We start from the raw sequence: 18,015 nt of genomic DNA on the forward strand, positions 1-18,015 counted from the left end.
TCCTTATCCCTTGATCGCGCCGTCGAGCATGGTTCCAATGAATTTCTTGCGGCACACAAGAAAAATCAGCAGCGCGGGCAGCAGCGTCATGAAGGCAGTCGCACTCAAGGGACCCTGCTTGACGGTCGCCGTGCCAATCATGTTGTAAATGGTCAGTGTCAGCGTGCGCATTTCATTGCTGCTTGTAAAAATCAGCGTAATCATAAAATCATTCCAGATGGTGACGAAGTTTACAATGAAAATCGCCAGAATTCCAGGTGCCACCACCGGCAGCACGACACGTCCGACCACGCTGAAGCGCGAGCAGCCATCAATCAGTGCCGCCTCCTCAATCGCGTATGGCAGGCCGTCGAAATAGCTGCGCATAACAATGGTAGCAAACGACAGCGTGCCCGGAATATACAGCAGAATCAGACCCAGATAGGTATCGTTCAGGCCGATTTTTGTATACACGCTGTAAAGCGGAATCAGGTTGGTAATGCCCGGAATCAGCATCGGCGCAACAACCAGTCCAAACAGCAGATTCTTCCCCCGGAAACGGAACCGTGAAAAAGCGTAGGCCGCAAGGGTTGCGATTACACCGCTAACCGCCGCGGTCACGGTGGACAAAAAGAATGTGTTGAAGCCCGCACGCAGCAGGTTTTGCGCCCGCAGCGCGTAGGAGAAGTTGTCAAGTGTAAACTGATCCGAGAAAAACACGGGCGGATACTGGTAGATCAACTCGTTGGGCTTGATTGATGTGAGAAACGCCCAGAACACCGGGAACAGCATAAACATGGTCAGGCAAATCATGAAAACCTGACAGGCAACCCCGCCGGCCTTCTTTTTGACGCGGGCGCGTTGGTTCAAAGATAAAGCAGCCATCACTCCGCCTCCTTTTCCTGATTTCTCTTATTGGCCGCCAGATACACCGCGACGACAATCATATTGACAAATGCCAGAATGATTGACATGGTAGCCGCGCTGCTCAGCTGATAATTGAGGAACGCCTCTTTATAAAGATAAAGAGCCATTGTCTCGGTCGCACGCACCGGACCGCCCTTGGTCAAAACAAGGATGATACCGGATTGGCTGATTGCATTAATCATGTTGAGCAGCGTGACAACCAATAAGGTAGGAGAGAAGATGGGCAATGTAACGCGAAAAAATGCCTGCAGCTTAGAGCAGCCATCGAGCGAGGCAGCTTCGAGATAATCGTTTGAAACGTTCTGCAGACCAGCCAGCACGAGAATGACCGTATACGCCAGACCGCGCCAGAATGCGACGATTGCAACGCCGACGAGCGCGAATTTCGGGTTGGTAATCAAGTCGCTGCACTTGATGCCCAAGCCTCCAAACAGGTAGTTGAGCACACCGAAATCCGGATTGAGCAGCCATTTCCATGTTGCGCCGACGATAACCTCCGAAATAACCCAAGGCACAAACAACACAGTCAGGTAAAACGAGGTGCCCGGAATTTTCGAATTCAGAATCAACGCGACTAGCAGTCCGAGCACGACCATAATAACGGTAAAAATAATGACATAGGCAAAGGTGTTGCGCGCGCTTTCCCAGAACTTGCTGTCCATCAGCATCTGCCGCCAATTGGCAAGACCGACAAACTCATACCGGCCGCTTGCCGGATTGAGCTTGTTGAACGACAGATACAGCGAGTACGGCATGGGCAGATAGCTGAACAGCAGCAGAATCAGCACCACGGGCGCGAGGAACAAGTAAGGCAGTTTGCTTCGTTTTTCAATCATAAAATCCCCCTTCTTTCAATCAAAAAGGGAGAGTCCCCCTCTCCCTTTCTGCGCACCGCTTACGAACCGTAATACTTCGTATTAAATTCCTTGGCGGACGACTGCAGCATAGCCTCCAGATCCTGCGAGGGATCCATCATATAGCTCATATTGACAGTCGAGAAGGATTCCAGTGCCTCCTGATAATAAACAAACGGATCCATTGTGCCCGCATTCTTGGCAAGATTGTCTGCGATATCGGGATACTGAGCGCTCCTGAAATATTCATCCTCATAACACTCGCTCAGAATGGGCAGGCCGCCGTCAAACTTGGAGTGCGCAATCTGCACTTCGGGCTGCACCATGTATTCGATGAATTTCCATGCAAGATCAGGATGCTTGGAGTGGCTTGGAATAGCGGCCGACCAGCCGTTGGTGAAGCAGGGGGCAGCACCGGTTTCGCCGGGGATGGGCGCAAACTTAATCTTGCCCGCCTGTCCCAGCTCGGACTGGTTGATCTCCGCCAGCTGCGCCGTGTTTTCGAGCAGCATAGCGACGTTGCCGTTGAGGAAGTTGTGGCGCAGCTCGCTCTGATCGCTGACAAAGCACGAATCACCCATCAGACCGTATTTGTTTTTCAAATCCGAGGCAAACTGCAAGGCCTTACGCGCACCCTCGTTATCCCACGCGGCAGTGCCGTCCTCGTTGCCCAGCTTACCGCCCGCCGACCAGGTGAACGGCGCAAGGTACAACTCGGCGGTATCATAGCTCTTGGGGGTGTAGGCCGCGAAGGCGTATACGCCGTTTGCAGGATCGTTGACCTTCTGTCCAATCTCGACCAGTTCGTCCCACGTCTTGGGCGGCTCAGGTACAAGATCGGTGTTATACCACAGCCCGCGTGAATGCACCGACATCTCTACCAAATACTTCTTGTCGTCGCCCGCATAGGTCGCCGCGTCAAGCGCCTGCTGGATAAAGCCGCTGGTGTCAAGCTTGGCATAGTAGTCGTCGAGCGGCAGCAGCGTGCCTGCGTTCACCAACGAGGAAAGCTTCTGTGAGGACACCCACGACAAATCGCACGTCGGATTTCCCGACTGGTTAGTCATCACAAGCTTGGACTCGATTTCGTTCCACGGCACAGTCTCCAGTTTTATCTGAATGCCGGTATCCTTCTCGAACTGGTCAATCAGTGCCATGAAGCCGACCGAATACGGGTCCTCTGGGTTGTTGGGGTCAAAGTAATGCATCAGGGTGAGCACCTCGCCGCTCCCGCCGCCGGCTGCACCGCTCTCTGCCAGCGTCTCGTCCTTGCTGTCACCGCCGCCGCAGCCTGCAAGACTGCCCGTCAGCATGCCGCATGCCAGCAGCAGCGCCGCAATTCTCTTTCGTTTCATGTAAAATTCCCCTCTCTTTTCCGCGTTGCTCGCGTTCTTGATGAGCCTATGATACCGCAAGCTTCTCCGGTTCTGCCAGACTTGTGCGCGTGGAGATTTTTCATAAAACGGTGTTGACCTCAAACTCTGACGATGAAATTTGCATAGATGAGCTATTTTTTTGCGTATTTCGGCACTCACGGCGGTAAACGCTCGGTGACACGCCCTTCTGCTTCTGGAATAATCGTGTAAAATGTGCCTGATTGCAGAATCCGACCCGTTCCGCAATTACAGACAGACTGTCATCCCCCTCTCGCATACTTTCGCATGCACGCTCAATCCGCACGGAGTTGACGTAATCTGCAAGATAACTGCCCGTTTCGGCGTAAAACAGCTTGCCCAGATAACTGGAGCTCAGGTGCAGCTGCGAAGCCACATCGGATAGTGTCACGCCCTCGGCATAATGCGTGGCGATGTAAGCCCGCGCACGGGCGATATAGGGGTTGATTGACGCACTCCCCTCCCGCAGCGACGACACTGCGGCCTCGACCGACGCGTGATAAAACTGCCGAATTTTCTCAATATCGTCGATTTGCATGACGCGCTCCGGCTTATCCGGCTCACGCATATCGCGGTATTCGCACAGCAAGGCGGACAGCTCAAGCACCAGCTCATACAGTCGCCAGTGATCGCGCTGACGGCGCAGGATGCCAAACAGTGGATCGAGCAATGCGCAGGCTTCCTGCGCCTGCTGATCCATCAAAAGCGTGCGAAGGCGTTCACGTATCTCGCTTTTAAGCAGATGTGTGCCGTCCTGCTGCGGCTGAAATACGCCAAACGACTGCTCGGGTGCAAACAGCGTCTGCACGCCTGCGTCGTGCGCCTGCGCACAAGCATTGCTCAGTCCCTCCGGCGCATCGACCGGTTGGGACACGCCGATGCGCAGCTCACGTGACAGGTATTGCACGGTTGTGCGCCGAAGCTGTTCGGCAAGCATCGCACCCTGCGCTTCGGGCAGCGCGGCAGTCAATATCAGCACGCCCTCGCGCCACGGCGCCGGGACAAACGGCACCCCCGCATCGGACAGGATATTTTCGAGAATACCCTGTAAAATTCTCGTTTGCGTGGGGTCGGCAGGCCCGCCTGCCAACCGAAACAGTACCACGCAGCCAGGCTTCCCGCGCAAAAGGCTGTCCCACTCGCTTTTTACTGCCAAGGGGTCAGCGCCCGGCTCTAACTGACGGGCGAACCAACCCGCTCCGCCTTCCGCGGCGCGCGTACCTTCACTTGTCAACTTGCGGAACATCCGCTGCACCAGCTGCTCAACATCCTCCTCCATAAGCGACGCCTTGAGCAGATATTCGTCCGCATCCATCCGCATCGCCTGCTGTGCGTATGTGAAATCATCGTAGGACGACAGCACCACAAAGCGCACCTCATCATCCTCCGCACGGATATGCCGCATCATTTCCAGCCCGTCCATTTCGGGCATCAGTACATCGGTCAAAATCAGGCGTGGGCGGTACTTTCGATACTTTTCCAGTCCTTCTGCGCCGTCTTTGGCCTCGGCTACGATTTCAAATCCCAGTGCTTCCCAATCTACAATCGAGCGCAGTGCCACGCGCACAATAAGTTCATCGTCCACAATCATTACTTTCAGCATGCCGCTCCCCCTTCCCGCTGCAGGGGCTGCCGAACGGTCACCCGCGTCCCCTGCCCCGGCTGCGATTCCATTGTAATGCCGTATGCGTCGCCGCTCCACAGCTTGATACGGCGATCGATATTGTCCAGCCCGATGCCGCTGAAGCGCTCACGCGCCTTGCCCTGCGGCTCGGCAGAGACACAGCCGATGCCGTTATCCTGCACGGTCAGGCATAGACAGTCGTCCGCGCGATAGCAGATTGTGACCACCCCGTGCTCGATTTTTCCAAGCAGCCCGTGAAAAATCGCGTTTTCCACAATAGGCTGCAGCACCAGCTTAAGCGTCCGGCAGGGCAGCGCCTTCTCCGCGACATCGTATACAAACTCAATCTGTGTGCCGTAGCGCAGTTCAATGAGCGTCAGATAGTTTTTCAGATACTCCAGTTCCTCGGCGACCGTAATAAATTCACTTTTCGTATAAACCGAAATACGCAGCAGCTTGACGAGCGCGGTAATCATCCGCGCGCTTTCACGGTCTCCGTGCATGACAGCCACCCATTTGACCGCATCAAGTGTATTGTAAATAAAATGAGGATTAATCTGTGCCTCGAGCATTCTCATGTTAAGCTGCTGTTTTTCCTGCTCTGTCTCGCGCACGGTCGTAATAAGCGTATCTATCTGAGCCGCCATGCAGTTAAACTGCTGCCCAACCTGCCGAAATTCGGTGTAGGGTTCTTCCGGCAGACGCACGTCCAACCGCCCTTCACCGAAGGCCGTGATGGCATCCGCAATGCGTCCGATTGGCTGATTCAGCTTTTTGACCAACAGGATAACCAGCAATCCGCACAACAGCGCCACAATCATCGCAATGCGCCAGCTGAACGCCCATACTGCATTCGCACTGCCCATGATATAGGAACGCGGGGTGACCGAAACCAACTGCCATCCCAACGTATCCAGCGTTTGGCTGACTGTAAAATACCGCTCGCTTCCCACTGCCAGATATTCATCCAATCCGGCCGCCGCCTGCCAATCCCCCTGCAGTGTGTTTTGTAATGCAGGTGTAAGCTGCCTACCATACAGTAGAGCTCCTTCCCTGTCCAATAACGCAACGCCACTGTCCGCCGGTATCGGCAGACGGTCGACCGCCGCAAAAAACGCATCGGTACGTACTGTGACCACCAACACACCTAAATAGCGCATATCCCGATAATCATAGATACGGCGTGCATTTAGATACACTTGCTGTTTGACTGGATATGGATATTGCGCCATAGTCATTTCAAAATTGTCATTCGTATACTGTTCCAGTGCTCCGCGCTCCAATACATCGAACCAGCTGTACGCGGGAAGTCCTTCTCGATAAGGCAGGGTGGTGTTGCCGGAAGCAATAAGGATATTGCCCTGTGGTGTATATAGCACGATATTATCCAGTACCGCATGCCCATTGCACAGGTTTTTCAGGCTTTTGGTGATGTAGGCCAGATGCATATTCCGTTCATAAACCGTGCTTTGCGTATTTTCCAGACGAATTGCATCCACGAGATTGGTATCCAAGGTAACGGTCGAGTAGACGGCTTCCACCTCATCTACATAGCCTTGCAGTTGTTGATTGCTCTGTTCCAATAATCCCCGCAGCGTCTGCTGGGTGTTTTGCCGCACAATGTCAGAAGACTGCCTGCCCGCAAACAGGCTAATCAGCAAGATAGGTAATAACACCAATAGAAAACACGCAATCGCTAGGATGGTACGAAAACGAATCGCCTTACTCCCTCTCGTTTTTCGATATTTTCTTGTAAAAGATTCCATTTTCCTTCCTCAATCCCCGAAATTCTGCATAAAAATTCTTCCGCATGCCCAAATAGTAACATCCATTCCTACAAGTGTCAACTTTCTGCCCGATGTTTTTAAAGCGCAAAAAAGCCTCCAATCGCAGTTTCACACTACGCTTGGAGGCTTTTTTGCTACGTATCAATTTAGATGACTCTGTGTAATGAGGCTTTCTCTCTTAGTTTTTAAGACTCTGAATCGGCGCCGGGATACGGCCACCGCGATGAATAAACTTCGCCGGAGATTTGGTGGAAATCGGCATAATCGGCGCCGAACCGAGCAGACCGCCGAACTCTACCATATCGCCCACAGTCTTGCCAATTGCCGGAATCACACGCACCGCAGTGGTCTTGGTATTAACCACGCCGATGGCAATTTCGTCTGCGATAAGGCCGGAAATGACTTCTGCCGTCGTATCGCCCGGCACCGCAACCATGTCAATACCAACCGAGCATACCGCGGTCATGGCTTCCAGCTTTTCCAAGCTGAGCGCACCCTGCTGAACAGCGGCAATCATGCCCTCGTCCTCGGATACCGGAATAAACGCGCCGGAAAGGCCGCCTACGTTGGAGGACGCCATCACGCCGCCCTTCTTTACCGCATCGTTAAGCATGGCCAGGATTGCTGTCGTACCGCAGCCGCCGCAGGTTTCCAGACCAACCTCCTCCAAAATACGTGCAACGGAGTCGCCAATCGCCGGCGTAGGCGCAAGAGACAAATCGACAATACCAAACGGAACGCCTAATCGCTGACTGGCCAGCGTACCGACCAGTTGACCCATACGGGTAATTTTAAATGCCGTCTTTTTAATGACCTCAGCCACTTCGTTAATGGAGCAGTCACCCGCACGGCGAATCGCCGCCTGAACAACGCCAGGGCCGGACACGCCGACATTGATAACGGTTTCCGGCTCGCCAATGCCATGAAACGCACCCGCCATAAACGGATTATCATCCACCGCATTGGCAAACACGACAAGCTTGGAGCATCCCATAGACTGATTGTCCCGTGTCAGCTCCGCGGTTTGTTTGATGATACGACCCATCAGCTCAATCGCATCCAGATTGACGCCCGCCTTGGTCGAAGCAACGTTAACCGACGAACAAACCAGTGACGTTTCCGCCAATGCTTCCGGAATCGAATTGATGAGGATTTCATCGCCCTTGGCAAAACCCTTCTGGACAAGCGCGGAGAAACCGCCCACAAAGTTTACACCGGTTGTGCTCGCTGCACGATCCAGCGCCTTGGCGAGCGGGACATAGCTGTTGGCATTCGATGTAGCACCCACCATCGCGATTGGCGTTACAGAAATACGTTTATTGATAATCGGAATACCCAGCTCGCGTTCAATCTGCTCGCCGGTTGCCACCAATTTTTCAGCGCGGCGGGTGATTTTGTCGTACACTTTATCGCTTAAGACATTGATATCATCCGCAGCCAGATCGCGCAGCGAAATGCCCATCGTAATCGTTCGGATGTCGAGGTGTTCCTCCTCAATCATCTGGATTGTCTCTAAAATATCTTTTGTATTAATCATCGACATGTTGGGTACTCCTTAAATCTTATGCATGGCGTCAAAAATGTCCTCATGCATGGTATGGATTTTCATGCCAAGCGCTTCGCCATCCTGATCCAACAGATCTGCCATAGTGTTGAAATCTACCGTGCACTTATCAATGTTGACCAACATGACCATAGCGAACATATCTTCCATAACGTTCTGCGAAATGTCAACAATATTGACTTGGTGTGCATAAAGCGTTTCCGAGATTTTAGCAATAATGCCGGTTCTGTCCTTACCAACCACCGTAATAACTGCGCGCATAATTCATTCCTCCAAAATATATGTCTATGTATTGGTGTCTATATTCGGCTGTCCAGCCTCAATAATACAGTTTATAATGCTGTTCGAAACCAAAAAACCCTCTTCGGTTAAAAACCAGCGTGTGCCCTGATGGGCAACTAATCCGCGGCCAAGTAGAGCCCGGAACGCCTCCTCGTATGGGGTAGAATCAATGTTATATCGTTTTTCCAAATCAATAAAATCGATTCCTTCCGCCGTGCGTAGCCGCAGCATCAGGTACTCACCCTGCCGCTGGTAAGTCGCAACCTCGTCTTCGTCCTGCACGATATTTTCTCCGCCGATATAGGCCTTCAAATCTCGCGCAAACTCAAACCGTCGGCCGTTCATATAAGAGTGCGCACCGGGCCCCAGTCCTAGGTATTCAGACAAATCCCAATACTTGCAATTGTGCCGGGAACGGCGGCCGGGTTTGGCAAAATTGGAAATTTCGTAGTGTTCAAAACCGCTTTCACGCAGCATTTCACACATAGCAAGATACATTTCGGCCTGTTCATCATCCTCCGGCAAAACAGGATTCTCACGACCCATTTTAGTCGTCGGTTCTAGTTTTAAGCCGTAGCAGGATAGATGTTCGGGCATCAGGTCAAGCACCTGACGCACCGAGTGCAAAAAGCCCTGCTTTGTCTGCTCCGGCAGGCCATACATCAAATCCAGACTGATGTTGTCAAACCCGCGCTCGCGCGCGAGCTCAACCGCCGCCTTGGCCTCTTCGAACGTGTGAATGCGGCCGATTCGTGCAAGCTCGTTGTCATCTGCTGACTGCACACCCAAGGAAAGACGGTTGACACCACTTTTTTTCAGTGCATCAAGCAGTTTTTTATCTGTACTTTCCGGATTGCATTCAACCGTGATTTCCGCATCCTCCGCCAGTCGGAAACATCCTTTGACCTCATTTAAAATGCGTGTCAGATATTTCGGGCCAAGACAGGAGGGTGTTCCACCGCCCAGATAGACCGTATCCACCGTATAGCCGCTGCACACCTTGCCATATTCGCGCAAATGCTGCAGCAATGCCGCAACATAGTCCTTGCGCCTCGCGTCGTCGGTCAGCGAATAAAAATCACAGTAGCCACATTTGGACGCGCAAAACGGAATATGCAGATAAAGGCCGAGTGCTTTGCTGTTGTAACTGATTCTGCTCATTATTCCTCATCCAGCTTAAGAACCGCCATAAACGCCTCGGTCGGCACTTGAACCGTGCCCAGCGAACGCATCTTTTTCTTGCCTTCCTTCTGCTTTTCCAGCAGCTTCTTCTTTCGCGTGATGTCACCGCCATAGCACTTGGCAAGCACATCCTTACGCATGGCCTTTACCGTTTCGCGCGCGATGACCTTGCCGCCGATGGCCGCCTGAATCGGCACTTCAAACAGCTGACGCGGAATGTTCTCCTTGAGCTTTTCACAGATGCGGCGGGCACGGCCATACGCCTTTTCGCGGTGCGCGATGAAGGACAGTGCATCCACCTGCTCGCTGTTTAGCAGCATATCCACCTTTACCAAATCGCTCTTGCGGTAGTCCGACATTTCATAGTCGAGTGAAGCATATCCCTTGGTACGTGCCTTTAGCGCATCAAAAAAGTCATAGATAATCTCATTGGTCGGCATTTCATAGTGCAGCTCCACCAGACTGGAGTCCAGATACTTCATATCCTTAAAAATGCCGCGGCGATCCTGACACATTGGCATAATATTGCCGACAAATTCCTGCGGCGTCATGATGGAGGCGTTCACGAACGGCTCGCGTGCCTCCTCAATCAGCACCGGGTCGGGATAATCATGCGGATTATCACAAAAAACAGTTGTTCCGTCGGTCTTGACAATTTGATAGATAACACTGGGCAGCGTCGTGACCAAATCAAGGTCAAATTCACGCTCTAACCGCTCCTGAATGACCTCCATATGAAGCATACCAAGGAAGCCGCAGCGGAAACCAAACCCCAACGCGACCGAGCTTTCCGGTTCAAACGACAGCGCTGCATCGTTCAGCTGCAGCTTTTCCAAAGCATCGCGCAGATCAGGGTATTTGGAACCGTCCTCCGTATAAATACCGCAGTAAACCATCGGCTGCGCCGGACGATAACCGGGCAGTGCCTCGGTCGTCGGGCGCTCTGCTTCGGTCACGGTGTCGCCGACATGCGTATCCGCAACATTTTTAATCGATGCCGTAAAATAACCGACCTCACCGGCCGAAAGTCCCTTCTGCGGCGACAAACCTAAGGGCTGCATGTAGCCGCATTCAATGACCTGAAACTCCGCGCCGGTCGCCATCATTCGCACCTTCATACCCGGCGCGATTCGGCCGTCCATCAGGCGCATATAGACGATAACACCCTTATACGGATCGTACTGGCTGTCGAAAATCAGGGCGCGCAGCGGCGCACCCTCATCACCTTCGGGCGACGGGATTTCCTTCACGATACGCTCCAATACAGCGCGGATGTTGATACCCATTTTAGCAGAAATCTCCGGCGCATCTTCGGCAGGAATGCCGATGATATCCTCAATTTCCTGTTTCACGCGTGCGGGGTCGGCGGCGGGCAGATCAATCTTGTTGACAACCGGCACAACCTCCAAATCATGGTCGAGCGCAAGATAGGTGTTGCCCAATGTCTGCGCCTCGATCCCCTGCGCTGCGTCAACCACCAACAACGCGCCTTCGCACGCTGCAAGAGAGCGCGAAACCTCGTAGTTGAAGTCAACGTGCCCCGGTGTGTCGATCAGGTTCATTTCATAAACCTCACCGTCATCCGCCTTGTATTCCATGCGAACGGCGCGCGCCTTGATCGTGATACCACGTTCACGTTCCAGATCCATGTTATCCAAAAGTTGTTCTTCCATTTCGCGCTGGCTGACAGCTTCACACTGTTCCAGCAAACGGTCCGCCAAAGTAGACTTACCGTGATCGATATGCGCGATAATGGAAAAATTCCGTATATGATTTCGATTACTCACACCGAAACTCCTTACTTGACAAATTTCTAGCAGTATCAGTTATTATAACATGAATATTTCCCTGCTACAAGCGTCCTTTTGTACAAGCACCGTGCCATCTGGAGCATAATTTTCGCCCACCGTCCGCCTCTCGCGGACGGCACTTTCAAAAAAACACTTGCATTCTTTGGAGAACGGGTATATACTCACATCGTAAACTGAATACAGAGTTCTTCAGGGCAGGGTGTAATTCCCTACCGGCGGTATAGCCCGCGAGCGGATGCGCAAGCATTGCAGCTGATTCGGTGAAATTCCGAGGCCGACAGTATAGTCTGGATGAAAGAAGAAACACAGGCGGCTAAGCCTTTGCTTTGCTGTACCTGTATTTTGCTGTTCTGAAATGCCAATTTGGTATTTCAGATTTTTTTGTTTTATGGCAAAAGCGTCCCGAGATTTCTGTACTCGGGACGCTTTTTCGTTTTGAGGTGATAAATTGCAAAAGTATGATTGGATGCGCCGCGCTCTTTTGCTCGCGGCGCGCGGCGCAGGACACGTCAACCCCAATCCCATGGTCGGCTGTGTAATTGTCAAGAACGGTCATGTCATTGGCGAAGGTTGGCATGAACAATACGGCGGACTGCACGCAGAGCGCAACGCACTGTCCGCCTGCACGGAAGACCCGGCGGGCGCAACCATGTATGTCACGCTCGAGCCCTGCTGCCACTGGGGCAAAACGCCGCCGTGCACCGAGGCGATTATAGAGAAACGCATCGCGCACGTTGTGGTTGGCTGCTGCGATCCGAATCCGCTCGTCGCGGGAAAAGGATGTGCAATACTGCGCAGTGCGGGCATTTCTGTAGAAACAGGCGTGCTGGAGGCTGAATGCCGTCAGCTAAACGAAGTGTTTTTTCAGTTCATCTCGCATCAGACGCCCTTTGTTCTGATGAAATATGCAATGACGCTGGACGGAAAGCTTGCCGCGCACACTGGCGACAGCCGTTGGGTTACAGGCGAAGCTGCCCGCGCACATGTGCATGAGACCCGCAGCCGTCTGTCCGCAATCATGGTTGGCATCGGCACGGTGCTTGCGGACGATCCCCTGCTCACCTGCCGCATGGACGGCGGCTGCAATCCGGTGCGTATTCTATGTGACAGCCATTTGCGCACGCCGCCCGATTGTCGCATCATGCGCACTGCTCACGACGTCCGAACCATAATCGCTGCGGTCGAGCGAAATGAGCACGCCTCTGTATTGGAGCAAAAAGGTGCAGAAATTCTACTTTGCAGCGAACGCGACGGACACGTCGATTTAAACGACCTGATGCGCAAGCTTGGCGCGATGAAAATTGACAGTGTCCTTTTGGAAGGCGGCAGTGCACTGCATTTTGCGGCGCTGCAGGCCGGAATCGTAAACAAGGTACACGCCTACATAGCGCCCAAGCTGATTGGCGGTGCGACGTCCAAAACTCCGGTCGGCGGTGCGGGGTTTGATAAAATGGCTGATGCAATCGCCCTGCAAAACCTGACGATAACGCCACTGGGCGATGATTTTCTGTTGGAAGGAGACCTGCCATGTTCACCGGAATTATAGAGGAAACCGGCCGTATTCTTCGCTTCGAGCGCGGTGCGAAGGGTGCACAGTTAACCGTTTCGGCAAGCACTGTGCTGACAGACACGAAAATTGGCGACAGCATTGCGGTAAATGGCGTTTGCCTGACTGTAACCGCGATGTCTCACGATACATTCACTGCCGACGTAATGGCCGAAACCTTGCGACGCTCCAACCTTGGCGCGCTGTCCCACAGCGCATCGGTCAATCTTGAGCGCGCCATGCCTGCAATCGGGCGCTTTGGCGGACACATTGTGTCCGGTCACATTGACGGTACCGGAACGGTGACCGGTCTGCGCCAAGAGGATAATGCGACCTGGGTCACCATTGCTGCGCCCCCTTCCCTTCTACATTATATAGTAGAAAAAGGCTCAATCGCCATTGACGGAATCAGTCTGACCGTTGCCACCGTGACCGACAACGATTTTGCGGTGTCAATCATTCCGCATACAGGAACAGAAACCACACTGCTCAACCGCAAATCAGGCGATCAGGTCAATTTAGAATGTGATATTCTCGGCAAATATGTTGAAAAGCTGCTTGCGCCGCAAAAAACCCGCGGTATTACAATGGAATTTTTATCTCAACACGGATTTTAAGGAGTGATTTATATGAAAAACACAATGGAACAGGCCCTCGCCGATCTTAGAGCTGGCAAGAACATCCTAGTCCTCGACGATCCCGACCGCGAAAACGAAGGTGATTTAATCTGTGCCGCGGAATTTGCAACCACTGAAAACGTTAATTTTATGGCGACGCACGCTAAGGGGCTCATCTGCATGCCTATGTCCGGCGCTTTGGCTGACCGCTTGGAACTGTCGCAGATGGTGGAAAACAATACCGATAACCACGAGACTGCCTTTACAGTATCGATTGATTATATCGATACCACAACCGGCATCTCCGCCGAGGAACGCGGACTGACCGCACGAAAGTGCGTTGACCCGAACGAAAAAGCTTCCGATTTCCGCCGTCCCGGCCATATGTTCCCGCTGCGTGCGGTGGAAGGCGGCGTGCTCAAACGTTCGGGGCATACCGAAGCCACGGTTGATCTCTGTCGTCTCGCAGGCCTTGCCGAATGCGGTTTATGCTGTGAAATCATGCGTGAAGACGGCACGATGATGCGCACCGCCGAGCTCAAAGCCTTTGCCGAAGCGCATGATTTGACCATGATTTCACTTGCGGATATTATCGCATACCGTCACCAGACCGAAACATTGGTTGAACGCGTCGCCTGCGCTAAATTCCCAACCCGTTATGGTGAGTTTCTGATTTACGGGTTTGTCAATAAGCTGAACGGCGAACACCATGTGGCAATGACCATGGGCAACGTTGCTGACGGTGCCCCCGTTCTGTGCCGTGTGCACTCGGAATGCCTGACCGGTGACGCACTCGGCTCTGCGCGTTGTGACTGCGGCGAACAATATGACGCCGCAATGAAACTGATCGCGGCCGAGGGACGGGGCGTTCTCGTATACATGCGTCAGGAAGGCCGCGGCATCGGACTGATGAACAAGCTGCGCGCCTATGAGCTGCAGGATCAGGGCATGGATACGGTCGAGGCTAACGTTGCGCTTGGCTTTGCGCCTGATCTGCGTGATTACGGCATCGGCGCACAGATTCTCGACAATCTGGGTGTTCACCAGCTTCGCTTGTTGACCAACAACCCGACAAAGGTAGTCGGTCTTGGCGGCTATGGAATCGAGATTATCCAGCGCGTTCCCCTGCAGATTGCCGCCAATCCGTATGATGCATTCTATCTGAAAACCAAGCAGGCCAAAATGGATCATATGACCGTTTACGAATAAAATATCCGCACATATCACTCAAACAGTTCAATTATATTTAGGAGGATTTAATTATGAAGGTACTGGAAGGAAAACTGATTGCGGAAAAAGGCCGTTATGCAATCGTCGCCGCACGCTTTAATGAATTCATCGTGTCTAAGCTGATTGGCGGCGCAGAGGATGCACTCCTTCGGCATGGTGTGGAAGCTGATGATATTACCCTCTCTTGGGTGCCGGGCGCGTTTGAAATTCCGATGATTGCACAGAAGCTGGCGCAGTCGGGTCAATACGATGCGGTTATCTGTCTGGGCGCCGTCATTCGCGGTTCGACCTCCCACTACGATTACGTCTGCGCCGAGGTTTCCAAGGGTGTGGCTTCTGTTGGCCTTTCGACCGGTGTGCCCACAGCATTCGGTGTACTGACGACCGACAACATCGAGCAGGCCATCGAGCGCGCCGGTACCAAGGCCGGCAATAAAGGCGCCGATGCCGCCCTGACTGCAATCGAAATGGTAAACCTCTCTCGTCAAATCTAATCCATAACGAAGGCCGTGCAAGGTATGCACGGCCTTCGTTATGTTAATACTGTATTTCAGTCTATGACCAATGCTTCGCGCAAAGTACGCAAGCTGGACAAATGTCCGTCAAGCATGCTCAACGTCAAATCTTCCATTTCCAGTGAAACCTCATCATCATATCCCGACATCCGCACAACCGAGAAGAATTCCTTCCACCACTTGGCATCGTGTCCGGCACCAACCGCAACATAATTCCATGCGCGGCGTGCAAACGCATCGATTGGCTTGGTATCCAGCATACCGTTTGGCTGCCAATAGCGACGTTCGGGACGCGAATCCTTACCATGAATATGATAAATTGCGCCATGCTCACCCAAAACACGTGCGGCCTCAATCGGATCGCCGCCCATCCAGAACAGATGAGAGGGATCCAGGTTCATACCTACCATAGGTCCGACCGCTTCACGCAGTTTAAGACAGGTTTCCGGATTGTACACCAGCTGCATGCCGTGGTTCTCAAGCGCAATTTTCTCTACGCCGCAATCCTCAGCCAGCTTGACAATCTCCTTCCACATAGGAATGGCGACCTCATTCCACTGATAATTTAAAATATCCTGTGTTTCAGGTGGCCACGAAGTGGTTACCCAAACCGGCGTTTTATCACCTTTACAGCCCGCAGGCAGACCACTCATCATAATTATCTTCTTCACGCCGAGCATGCCTGCCAGTTCAAACGTCTTTCGGGTAACCTCCATTTCCTTTTCATATGCCAACGGATTGCCCGAACAGTTCAGTGCGCATAACTCCAGACCGCGCGCACGCATTGCATCATACCATTTCGTTCGTGCCGTACCGTCCCGTACCATTAAATCCAGATTGATATGCGGCGCACCGGACCAGTTACCGGTGGCGATTTCAACCGCGGCGACCCGCTGATCCACGCAAAAGTCCAACATTTTTTCATAAGGCATATCAAGGGTACAGGTCTTTATTGCTAATCTCATAACTTCATACATCCCATTCCAATAATTTTCGATAATTTTACCACATTGTTACATAACTTTGCAAGCAATGTTGCCATAATCTGACCAAATCTGCCAGCATTGCGCGGCTTTTTCTTTATGAATCTTGTTAAAAAAAATGATAATTGCACAATGCACAGTCTGCAAATCCCGAACTTTCGCTCTTTCCTTGTTAAGATGCACAAGGTCACCCCCACGACAATCTGTACATATCACGAAAATACCAACAAAGGCTTGTCAAAGTGCGCATGTTGCATTAAAATATTACCAGAGCGCGAAAGCGTTTCAGAGTGTCTTACAATTGGGTAAGGCAAAACATAAAGGAGAGAGGTTTTTTACATGAAGAAGAGATTACTGGCATTGTTACTGGCAGGAGCTATGTGTGTAGGTCTGACCGCTTGCGGCGGCAGCAACGACGCACCGGCTACCACCGACACTCCGGCCGACACCTCGACTGATGCCTCTGGCGACGCAGTCAGTGTTGACGTTATCCTGAAGACAACATCTTCTGAGTACTGGGGCTATGTAGTTGCAGGCGCCAAGGCGTACGCTGCTGAAAACCCCAACGTTACGGTTGACGTAAAGGGTGCTACCTCTGAGACCGCTTACGACGAGCAGCTGAACATGATTGAGACTGATCTGGCTTCGGACAAGTATGACGGCTTCGTCATCGCTCCTCTGCAGGCTGATATGGTCGTTAACAAGATCAAGGGTCAGACCAAGCCGATCGTTGCTGTTGACACCAACATTGATGCTCCCGAAGTACTGTCCTTCGTAGGCACCGGTAACGAATCTGCCGGCGCACTGGGCGGCAAGGCTGCTGCTGAAGCTGCAAAGGCTGCTGGTTGGACTGAAATCAAGGCAATCGAAATTGCTGGTGTTCAGGGCGACTCCACCAACGAAGCTCGTATGGCTGGCTACAAGAAGGGCGTTGAAGAGGCCGGCGGCACTTTCCTCAGCGATGAGGTTCAGTATGCTGACGCTGTTGCTGATAAGGCTGTAACCTCCATGGAAGCTATCATGCAGAACCATCCGGAAGGCATTGCAATCATCTGCGCAAACAACGATGATATGGCAATGGCAGCCGCTCGTGCCGCTAAGGGCAACGAAGCTTACAAGAACACCATCTTCCTTGGCTTCGACGGCATCCAGTCTGCTTGCACCGCTATCTTGGAAGGCAACCTGACCATGTCCGTTGCACAGCAGGGTTATGAGATGGGTTACCAGTCCGTGGACGCTATCGTTCGCGCACTGAAGGGCGAGACCCTTGAGAAGTTCATTGACTCCGGTGCCGATGTTGTCACCGCTGACAATGCGCAGAAGCGTTTGGAGACTCTCCAGGGCTACCTTGCTTAATTCCCTAGTTCCAACGAACTGAGAACGTAAGAGTGACGAGCGCCCCTGCTCAGATTTATGCTAGATAAATCAGCAGCAGGGGCCCCGTTTTTCTTAAAATAACCTTTTCAACTGGATTGGCTTTCGGTTGACCGCCACATTTACGGCGCATGTCACTGCTTGAAGACCGCGCCGAGAGCGGTTTTTGACCAAAGCCATCCACCCCCTACCCCATCTCGGAGAAAAAGGTGAAATGCAATGAGCGAATATGTAGTAGAATTAAAAGATGCGGTAAAGCGGTTTCCGGGCGTCGTTGCATTAAAGAATATGCATTTGGCGGTCAAACCCGGCGAGATTCTGGGTCTGATCGGAGAAAACGGCGCAG

Annotated in this window: 15 protein-coding genes and 1 riboswitch; of the genes, 5 read left to right on the plus strand and 10 right to left on the minus strand. The window is 52.5% G+C overall.

What is annotated here, in order from left to right; translation table 11 throughout:
* Nucleotides 1–3: 3 nt before the first annotated feature.
* The 9 genes from QOX26_RS11965 to lepA all read right to left on the minus strand — a co-directional run bounded on the left by QOX26_RS11965 (nucleotide 4) and on the right by lepA (nucleotide 11,380).
* Nucleotides 4–864 (minus strand): carbohydrate ABC transporter permease, encoded by an 861-nt coding sequence (locus QOX26_RS11965; protein ID WP_283675215.1) that lies wholly within the window; start codon nucleotides 862–864, stop codon nucleotides 4–6.
* Nucleotides 864–1,742, minus strand: coding sequence for a carbohydrate ABC transporter permease (locus QOX26_RS11970; RefSeq protein WP_283675216.1), 879 nt, complete (start codon nucleotides 1,740–1,742; stop codon nucleotides 864–866). Before QOX26_RS11970 ends, QOX26_RS11965 begins: the two co-directional genes overlap by 1 nt.
* 59 nt (nucleotides 1,743–1,801) lie before the next feature.
* Complete coding sequence (locus QOX26_RS11975; protein WP_283675217.1) at nucleotides 1,802–3,115, minus strand: ABC transporter substrate-binding protein; 1,314 nt, start codon at nucleotides 3,113–3,115, stop codon at nucleotides 1,802–1,804.
* 100 nt (nucleotides 3,116–3,215) lie between these two features.
* A complete protein-coding gene (locus tag QOX26_RS11980) occupies nucleotides 3,216–4,757 on the minus strand; it encodes a response regulator (protein ID WP_283675218.1) in 1,542 nt (513 codons plus the stop codon).
* Complete coding sequence (locus QOX26_RS11985; RefSeq protein WP_283675219.1) at nucleotides 4,751–6,454, minus strand: sensor histidine kinase; 1,704 nt, start codon at nucleotides 6,452–6,454, stop codon at nucleotides 4,751–4,753. Before QOX26_RS11985 ends, QOX26_RS11980 begins: the two co-directional genes overlap by 7 nt.
* Nucleotides 6,455–6,743: 289 nt before the next feature.
* Nucleotides 6,744–8,102 (minus strand): PFL family protein, encoded by a 1,359-nt coding sequence (locus tag QOX26_RS11990; RefSeq protein WP_283675230.1) that lies wholly within the window; start codon nucleotides 8,100–8,102, stop codon nucleotides 6,744–6,746.
* Between the two features lie 18 nt (nucleotides 8,103–8,120).
* Nucleotides 8,121–8,390, minus strand: coding sequence for an ACT domain-containing protein (locus tag QOX26_RS11995; protein ID WP_283675220.1), 270 nt, complete (start codon nucleotides 8,388–8,390; stop codon nucleotides 8,121–8,123).
* A 24-nt stretch (nucleotides 8,391–8,414) separates the two neighbouring features.
* Nucleotides 8,415–9,572: a radical SAM family heme chaperone HemW gene (gene hemW / locus QOX26_RS12000; RefSeq protein ID WP_283675221.1), complete on the minus strand. Its 1,158-nt coding sequence runs from the start codon at nucleotides 9,570–9,572 to the stop codon at nucleotides 8,415–8,417.
* On the minus strand, nucleotides 9,572–11,380 hold the full coding sequence (gene lepA / locus QOX26_RS12005; RefSeq protein ID WP_283675222.1) for a translation elongation factor 4: 1,809 nt from the start codon (nucleotides 11,378–11,380) through the stop codon (nucleotides 9,572–9,574). The genes hemW and lepA overlap by 1 nt, the downstream gene beginning before the upstream one ends.
* Nucleotides 11,381–11,585: 205 nt before the next feature.
* Nucleotides 11,586–11,711, plus strand: a riboswitch (FMN riboswitch).
* A gap of 141 nt (nucleotides 11,712–11,852) precedes the next feature.
* Between lepA and ribD the strand changes: the two genes are divergently transcribed.
* The 4 genes from ribD to ribH are packed head-to-tail and all read left to right on the plus strand — an operon-like array spanning nucleotide 11,853 to nucleotide 15,291.
* Nucleotides 11,853–12,950 (plus strand): bifunctional diaminohydroxyphosphoribosylaminopyrimidine deaminase/5-amino-6-(5-phosphoribosylamino)uracil reductase RibD, encoded by a 1,098-nt coding sequence (gene ribD, locus QOX26_RS12010; protein WP_442870232.1) that lies wholly within the window; start codon nucleotides 11,853–11,855, stop codon nucleotides 12,948–12,950.
* Nucleotides 12,932–13,567 (plus strand): riboflavin synthase, encoded by a 636-nt coding sequence (locus QOX26_RS12015; RefSeq protein WP_283675223.1) that lies wholly within the window; start codon nucleotides 12,932–12,934, stop codon nucleotides 13,565–13,567. The genes ribD and QOX26_RS12015 overlap by 19 nt, the downstream gene beginning before the upstream one ends.
* A gap of 12 nt (nucleotides 13,568–13,579) precedes the next feature.
* A complete protein-coding gene (locus tag QOX26_RS12020) occupies nucleotides 13,580–14,776 on the plus strand; it encodes a bifunctional 3,4-dihydroxy-2-butanone-4-phosphate synthase/GTP cyclohydrolase II (RefSeq protein WP_283675224.1) in 1,197 nt (398 codons plus the stop codon).
* Nucleotides 14,777–14,829: 53 nt separating this feature from the next.
* The gene (gene ribH / locus QOX26_RS12025; RefSeq protein ID WP_283675225.1) at nucleotides 14,830–15,291 is read left to right on the plus strand and encodes a 6,7-dimethyl-8-ribityllumazine synthase; all 462 of its coding nucleotides are present in this window, start codon (nucleotides 14,830–14,832) and stop codon (nucleotides 15,289–15,291) included.
* A 56-nt stretch (nucleotides 15,292–15,347) separates the two neighbouring features.
* On the opposite strand, the gene QOX26_RS12030 is transcribed toward ribH, so the two are convergent.
* Nucleotides 15,348–16,277 (minus strand): sugar phosphate isomerase/epimerase family protein, encoded by a 930-nt coding sequence (locus QOX26_RS12030; protein WP_283675226.1) that lies wholly within the window; start codon nucleotides 16,275–16,277, stop codon nucleotides 15,348–15,350.
* Nucleotides 16,278–16,634: 357 nt separating this feature from the next.
* Between QOX26_RS12030 and QOX26_RS12035 the strand changes: the two genes are divergently transcribed.
* Nucleotides 16,635–17,651 carry a sugar ABC transporter substrate-binding protein gene (locus QOX26_RS12035; protein WP_283675227.1) on the plus strand — a complete coding sequence of 339 codons (1,017 nt, stop codon included), beginning with the start codon at nucleotides 16,635–16,637 and terminating at the stop codon, nucleotides 17,649–17,651.
* The last annotated feature ends 364 nt before the right edge of the window (nucleotides 17,652–18,015 follow it).

The organism is Butyricicoccus sp. Marseille-Q5471 (assembly GCF_951230135.1).
Classification (GTDB): domain Bacteria; phylum Bacillota; class Clostridia; order Oscillospirales; family Butyricicoccaceae; genus Agathobaculum.